A 6184-nucleotide genomic window follows, 5' to 3' on the forward strand; every position below is an offset into this window, starting at 1 on the left:
TCAGCGTGTACGGGCTATTCTTGATGCACCCGACCCAGATACCGCTCGATTGCTGCTGAACCAAGCGTTGCGCGATTACTCCGAAAAGGCACCGAAAGCAATGCGTGTGCTGGAAGAGGGGTTTGACGATGCGACCGCTGTGCTTGCGTTACCGGAACNCTATCGCAGACGGCTCCGGACAACCAATAGTGTGGAGCGACTCAATGAGGAGATTCGACGCCGGGAGCGCGTCATTCNCATCTTCCCAAACCGTGCGTCGGTGTTGCGTCTGTTGGGAGCTTTACTGATGGNGATGGATGAAAAGTGGGCGACGGGACACCGCTACCTAGACATGCAGGAGTACTGGGTGTGGCGTGCGTCCAAGGCTTCCGTCGTTAAGCAACTCGCTTGAGCGCACTACCGAAGAGGGAAAGTACACACAAATATGGACTTGATCCAGTTGATGAATACCTTCCAAACAAATATTATTTCTTTTTTTATATTACGAAAGCAGTTTCACCTCATTTAACTCCAGGAAGCTCTATCATTAATACGACTTCAGACACTGCTTATTCTGGATCAAGCCATATGATTGATTATACAGCACGAGAGGAGCCGTTGTGTCCTTTACCCGTTCTTTATCCCTTTCGCTTGCCAACCAGGGGATCCGGGTAAACGCGGTAGCCCCTGGACCGATTTGGACACCCCTGATCCCGTCCGCGTTTTCAGCAGAAGAGGTAAAAACATTTGGAACAGAGGTACCAATGAAACGACCAGGGCAACCGTTTGAATTGGCACCTGCCTACGTGTTGCTAGCTTCGGATGATTCTTCTTACATATCAGGTCAAATTCTTTTCGTGAATGGTGGATCGATCGTTACCTGATAACTGAGAGACGTCAATTAAACCAGCTAATAGTTTGTCAAGATTACCAGTAAAAAAGTAAATTCAAATGTGTTACATTCAAACGGGCATGACAAATAACCCTCCTGGCCTGAATGGAAGGTATTGCATGAACGTGGTGGATTTAGAATTTAATCCATGTCTAGGAAAGCTTCTTTCATTTGCTCAAGACCGTTGCGTGTATGGACGACGCTAAAGGTTTTACCGTGAGGCTTTCCTTTAGCTAAAAATACTTGAGCTTTGCACTCTCCTTTCGCAACATCCAGACCAATAACTGGATTCACGTTTACATCTCCTTTTCTTCAAATGACGCCGGTAACCCCTAGACCTTCTTGCGGTTCATAGCTTCGCTTGTGATGCGAGATCGTTGTCTCAACCAGCCTCAAACATGCTTCCACAAGTAGGGGGCGAACAGTTTAATTAGCGGGTTCATCGACCCACGGGGGCTGACGTTCTACCCGGCTACCGGAATGAAAACCTCTATAATGAAAGAGGTCAACCAGTAAAAACTGGCGACCTCATAATACGAACGGAGGCTTTAGCACAGAAGCGTGACTCCAAAAATCTACATAAACATGCAAAACGCGGTATAAAAAGGAGCCGCGTATTTGTGCATGTTTATGTTGCGGAAAACACCACCACCAAATAGAAAAAGGGCGGCCCTGCCACAACCTGGCGGGGCCGCTCTCCTCACTCTGCAGTTTGATCTGGTGATTTGTTCAGCACGGTTTTCATGACACCGAGTGCACTCAACACACCCAACGCCTCTGTCGGGACAAACAGCGTGGTGGACTGACCGTTGGCCATGCCTTGCAAAGCCTCGAACGATTGATAGGTCAGAATATTGGTGTCGAGACCTGCGGCCCGCAACATCTCGATGCGGTTCTGCTCAGCTTGAGCGACGAGACGGATAGCCTGCGCGCGCCCTTCGGCTTCGAGTTGTTGCGCTTGGCGAAGACCTTCTGCCTGGCGAATCCGCGATTCTTTTTCGCCTTCGGCACGCAGAATACGACTCTGCTTTTCTCCTTCGGCCTTGAGAATCGCCGCCTGCCGTTCACCCTCTGCTTGCAGAATGTTCGCCCGTTTTTCGCGTTCTGCCTTCATCTGTTTCTCCATCGACTCCTGAATTTCGCGCGGTGGCTTAATATCTACAATTTCCACCCGGTCGATGCGAACCCCCCACTGCTCTGTCACTTCGTCCAGTGCCGTGCGCAGCGCGAGGCTGATTTTGTCGCGGCCAGACAGCGTTTCGTCGAGCTCCATATGACCGGCCACCTGACGGATGTTTGCCGCTGTGATATTCTGAATGCCTTGCACGACATTGGCGATGTTGTATGTGGCCATCTTGGGATCAATCACGGTATAGAAAAAGACCGTGTCAATTTGAATCTGTACGTTGTCTTTCGTGATGACCATTTGAGGCGGCACGACGACCTGTTGGGTGCGGAGGTCGATTGTTCTTACAATTCTATCAACATACGGGATGATGATATTGACACCAGGGTGAAGCGTGGCCTGGTATTTTCCCAACCGTTCCACAATCGCGACGCGCTGCTGAGGAATAATGCGGATGGCACGAAAAATGGTGACAAGTACCAACAATACAACAACAATGAGTACGATGGTTGCAACCAACTTAATGGACCTCCTCTATGGGTTCGACCGTCAGAATGGTCGATGTCGCTTCACTCACGGCAACCTCCTGGCCGGCCCTCAGCGCGTATTCTGACCTTGCACTCCACAAGTCCCCTTGGACGCGAACCGTGGCAAACGCGCCCGGTTTCGCTTCGGCAATCACGACGCCACGTTGGCCAACCATACTTTCCATCCGGCTTGGAATGATGCGGCGCTGCTTCCACTTACGCACGAGCGGCCTCGTCACAACGAGCAGCACCACGCTGACCACAGCAAAGATGAGCATCTGCACCCACGCACTTGGGATGAAAGGCGTCAACAGCGCGGTCAGAAATGCCCCGATGGCAATCCACAGGAGCACAAACGTGAACGTCATCACTTCGACAATCCCTATAACGAATGCAGCGATGAGCCACGTCCACCAAACCAAAACCCTCACCCACTTCCCTTTTTCGACAATTATTGCATAGCTTACATAGACTGAATAGCCCTATCCCGCCAAAATTTTCATGATGCGGACTGACCCAGCTTTATGATTACACCTCCCGCTGCCCTGCATTCTCAAAGGTCTGCATAGCCACAGTCCACCGCTCGACTCGGTCGCGTTGAACACGTCCACTCACACCGTACAGCGGTTCCACGCTCAATGTGCCGGGCTTGGAAAACTCGACAGGCGGATGGATAATGTCTTGCTCAAAGTAGCGGGCGCTGGGCGCTGTGTCGCCAGGAAGCGTGAAACCCGGCAACGAAGTCACAGCCACATTGTGAAGTCGTCCGACACCCGTTTCGAGCATACCGCCGCACCATACGCCAATCCCGTGTTGTTGACACACATCGTGAATCGCAATGGCTTCGGAAAATCCACCAACACGCCCCACCTTCAGGTTGATGATCTTGCAAGCACCCAATTGAATCGCTTTACGGGCGTCCTCCGCACTGTGGATGCTTTCATCCAGGCAAATTGGAGTAGAAAGCGTGCTCTGGAGCGTTGCGTGGTCCACGATGTCATCGTTCGCCAGCGGCTGTTCCACCATCATCAGTTCAAACTCGTCAAAGCGCTTCAGGTGATCTATGTCTGCCAATCTGTATGCGCTGTTTGCGTCAGCCATGAGTGGAATATTTCCAAACGCGTTCCGTATCTCTCGGAGCACATCCACATCCCAGCCCGGCTTGACCTTCACCTTAATCCGTTGAAAGCCTTGCTGAAGGTACCCGTCAATCTTTTTCAAAAGGGTCGGCACATCGCGTTGAATGCCCACACTGATGCCGACGGGAATTTCCGTTTTCGTGCCACCCAGCAGCTCGTGCAACGCTACATGATATTGGTTGGACCAAGCATCCCACACCGCCATCTCCAAGGCCGCTTTCGCCATTTTGTTTCCCTTGAACGGGCGAAACGCCTCACGTACCTTGTGCAAATCTGCAGGGGTGGAAAAATCCAGTTGAAAGAGCGCTGGAATCAGAAACTTTTCCATCACGTGCCAGGCTGTGTCGTTCGTTTCCTCGCTGTACAAAGGCGCTGTGCTTGCCGTACATTCGGCGAACCCCGTCGCGCCCGTGTCTGTGGTGAGTTCCACCAGGACCACGTCTTTGTCCTCTTCGAGACCGAAAGACGTGATAAATGGCTCTTTCATCGGAGACAATAGACGGCGTAATACAACGGATTGAATGTTCATGACTGCGGTTCCTCCTTGATCCAAATGTATGTCGCTTTGTCCGCATGTCTTTGGAGCACAGCGGGTGTGTACCCAACTTCCATCAGTTGCTCGGCAGCCGCACGAAAGCTCAAACGCCACTCCTCCGCTCGCCTTGCATCGTGAAGGATCAGTTGTGTGAAATCGAGCGGTACATCCGTTGTCAGATGTTCGGTCGATTTTGGCCATGAGTCGGTAAGAATTGGGGCCCCACTGTGGCTCGTCGTGAGCACGGAAATCGCCTCAAAGTGACTGTGAACGAGATTCCGTGCGGTCACTGTTGAACCATCCATCGTATCCCAAAGTGCCACGAATCGATCCGTCTCCATCCCCCGGTTGATTTGATCCGCCATGTCACTCCCGTAGACGTTACGCTTGTATTCCACAATCCGCGCCCCGAGTTTGTGGAGGTTGAAATACGCGTTGCGGGCGACGAGTGGATCGAACGTCCACGCGATGGTTCCGTACCCCAGCTCACGTGCGGTGGACCGTTGGGTTTCTTTGAGGCTTTGGCCTATCCCTCGATGTAAATACGCCGGGAGAACTGCGGTCTCATGCGACCACAGCACCCACTCCTCTCGATACTTCGCAGGAAAACTGAATAGAAAGCCGATAGGTGTGTGCTCGTCATAGGCCAATAAAACAACACCGCCGTACGTTGCATGCACAATCATCTGTGCTGTAGAGCAGGCAGCATCCCCACCCCACACAGTGCTCGCAAGATACTGACACTTCTTGCACCCATCCATCGTTGTGACGCGCTCAATATGTATCCCCATGTAGCAGCCACCTTTCGTTAGACTCATCATACTGGTCTATCGGGCACTCCCGCAATAAGATGGCTAGAGCCGCTATCTTGGAAGGCGTGCGGTATCTCCTTTGAAAACGCCCGTTTCCATGTCTATCCAACGTCGTGTATGATCCGGTTGGTGATAGACATGTCAAACACAGCCTCCATTCGAATTTCTCGGCCATTTACGGATGTGGACAAAAACTGGTTGCGGGAACTGTGGCACTCCGAATGGGGTGGAAACGTCATGGTATCGAAGGGCAAAGTGCATCACTTGGAGGAGGTTGACGCCCTTATCGCGTGGAGTGAAGATACACCGGTTGGGGCCGCCACCTACCACCATGATGTGGAAGGGTGTGAATTGCTCAGCATCAATGCCTTGCAGGACGGCCTCGGTATTGGCACAGCACTGCTTTCCGCCGTTGAAAAGACCGCCCGCGAAGCAGGTTTGAACCGCGTCTGGCTTATCACGTCCAATGACAATCTGGATGCGTTACGGTTCTATCAACGTCGTGGATATCGGATTTCTGCCGTTTATCCAGGCGCAATCGATGAAGCTCGAAAGATGAAGCCGTCTATCCCCACGGTAGGTGACTACGGCATTCCCATTCACGATGAACTGGAATTGGAAAAGTGGCTGTAATGGCGTAGGTTTCATTGAAGTTCGCCGTTTCGGCGACGGATGCGAGAGGTGCAACGTGTGCTGGTGACCGTACACCTGAACGCATCAGTGGTGGTCCGCCTCGACAACCGTAATGCGGTCTAGATGATCCCGAAACGTCTTTCGGAACACCGCAAGATACTCTTCGCGCAGCAAACGCTGTTCCTCAGCCTCACTTGGCGTTAGTCCCTGCGTCTTCTTCTTCCGGGCCAATTCATTGATTCGTTGCAACTTCGCTTGGGATAGCATTGGTTTTCCTCCGTTCATTGTCCAGTCACTAACATACCACGTCGCAGACGCGAATTGTCAATTCCGACCTCCATGCAACAGCCGCAGGTCGGCATGCGGATAGAAGGCATGAAAAGAGCCCAGTGCATGTAGCACTGAGCTCTTCCGTTTCTCTTGCCTGGCGGCGTCCTACTTTCCCAGGGGCTCCCGCCCCAAGTATCATCGGCGCTGGAGGTCTTAACGGTCGTGTTCGGGATGGGTACGCGTGTTTCCCCTCCGCCATTGCCACCAGACA

At 52.3% G+C, this 6184-nt stretch carries 8 protein-coding genes, 1 rRNA gene and 1 pseudogene; 3 read left to right on the plus strand and 7 right to left on the minus strand.

Going from position 1 to position 6184, the window contains the following annotated elements; all coding sequences use genetic code 11:
- Both YWK_RS20615 and YWK_RS21685 read left to right on the plus strand, forming a co-directional pair.
- Window positions 1–391 (plus strand): IS256 family transposase (locus tag YWK_RS20615; protein ID WP_035467438.1); only part of this gene is annotated, 391 nt, incomplete at its 5' end.
- 45 nt (window positions 392–436) lie between these two features.
- Window positions 437–863, plus strand: a pseudogene (locus YWK_RS21685) (SDR family oxidoreductase); the annotation flags it as partial.
- Window positions 864–1012: 149 nt separating this feature from the next.
- Here YWK_RS21685 and YWK_RS22045 read toward each other — a convergent pair.
- The 5 genes from YWK_RS22045 to YWK_RS21255 form a co-directional block, all read right to left on the minus strand.
- On the minus strand, window positions 1013–1165 hold the full coding sequence (locus YWK_RS22045) for a hypothetical protein (RefSeq protein ID WP_156909206.1): 153 nt from the start codon (window positions 1163–1165) through the stop codon (window positions 1013–1015).
- A gap of 406 nt (window positions 1166–1571) precedes the next feature.
- Window positions 1572–2516, minus strand: coding sequence for an SPFH domain-containing protein (locus tag YWK_RS0117390; RefSeq protein WP_026965772.1), 945 nt, complete (start codon window positions 2514–2516; stop codon window positions 1572–1574).
- 1 nt (window position 2517) lies between these two features.
- The gene (locus tag YWK_RS0117395; protein ID WP_156909207.1) at window positions 2518–2955 is read right to left on the minus strand and encodes an NfeD family protein; all 438 of its coding nucleotides are present in this window, start codon (window positions 2953–2955) and stop codon (window positions 2518–2520) included.
- A gap of 97 nt (window positions 2956–3052) precedes the next feature.
- Window positions 3053–4192, minus strand: a complete 1140-nt coding sequence (gene menC, locus YWK_RS0117400; protein WP_026965774.1) for an o-succinylbenzoate synthase — start codon at window positions 4190–4192, stop codon at window positions 3053–3055.
- On the minus strand, window positions 4189–4989 hold the full coding sequence (locus YWK_RS21255; protein WP_051375724.1) for a hypothetical protein: 801 nt from the start codon (window positions 4987–4989) through the stop codon (window positions 4189–4191). The genes menC and YWK_RS21255 overlap by 4 nt, the downstream gene beginning before the upstream one ends.
- A 159-nt stretch (window positions 4990–5148) precedes the next feature.
- Between YWK_RS21255 and YWK_RS0117410 the strand changes: the two genes are divergently transcribed.
- The gene (locus YWK_RS0117410) at window positions 5149–5643 is read left to right on the plus strand and encodes a GNAT family N-acetyltransferase (protein ID WP_051375725.1); all 495 of its coding nucleotides are present in this window, start codon (window positions 5149–5151) and stop codon (window positions 5641–5643) included.
- A gap of 84 nt (window positions 5644–5727) precedes the next feature.
- Here YWK_RS0117410 and YWK_RS20625 read toward each other — a convergent pair whose 3' ends face one another.
- Window positions 5728–5910, minus strand: a complete 183-nt coding sequence (locus YWK_RS20625; protein ID WP_035467439.1) for a DUF896 domain-containing protein — start codon at window positions 5908–5910, stop codon at window positions 5728–5730.
- Between the two features lie 155 nt (window positions 5911–6065).
- Window positions 6066–6182: ribosomal RNA gene (gene rrf, locus YWK_RS0117420) — 5S ribosomal RNA — on the minus strand.
- Between the last annotated feature and the right edge of the window lie 2 nt (window positions 6183–6184).

Source organism: Alicyclobacillus pomorum DSM 14955, from assembly GCF_000472905.1.
Taxonomy (GTDB): domain Bacteria; phylum Bacillota; class Bacilli; order Alicyclobacillales; family Alicyclobacillaceae; genus Alicyclobacillus_A; species Alicyclobacillus_A pomorum.

Bases quoted from the DNA above. Each gene is read 5' to 3' on its own strand.
- menC (WP_026965774.1), bottom strand. From the start codon at position 4,192: ATGAACATTCAATCCGTTGTATTACGCCGTCTATTGTCTCCGATGAAA.
- YWK_RS21255 (WP_051375724.1), bottom strand. From the start codon at position 4,989: ATGGGGATACATATTGAGCGCGTCACAACGATGGATGGGTGCAAGAAG.
- YWK_RS0117410 (WP_051375725.1), top strand. From the start codon at position 5,149: ATGTCAAACACAGCCTCCATTCGAATTTCTCGGCCATTTACGGATGTG.
- YWK_RS20625 (WP_035467439.1), bottom strand. From the start codon at position 5,910: ATGCTATCCCAAGCGAAGTTGCAACGAATCAATGAATTGGCCCGGAAG.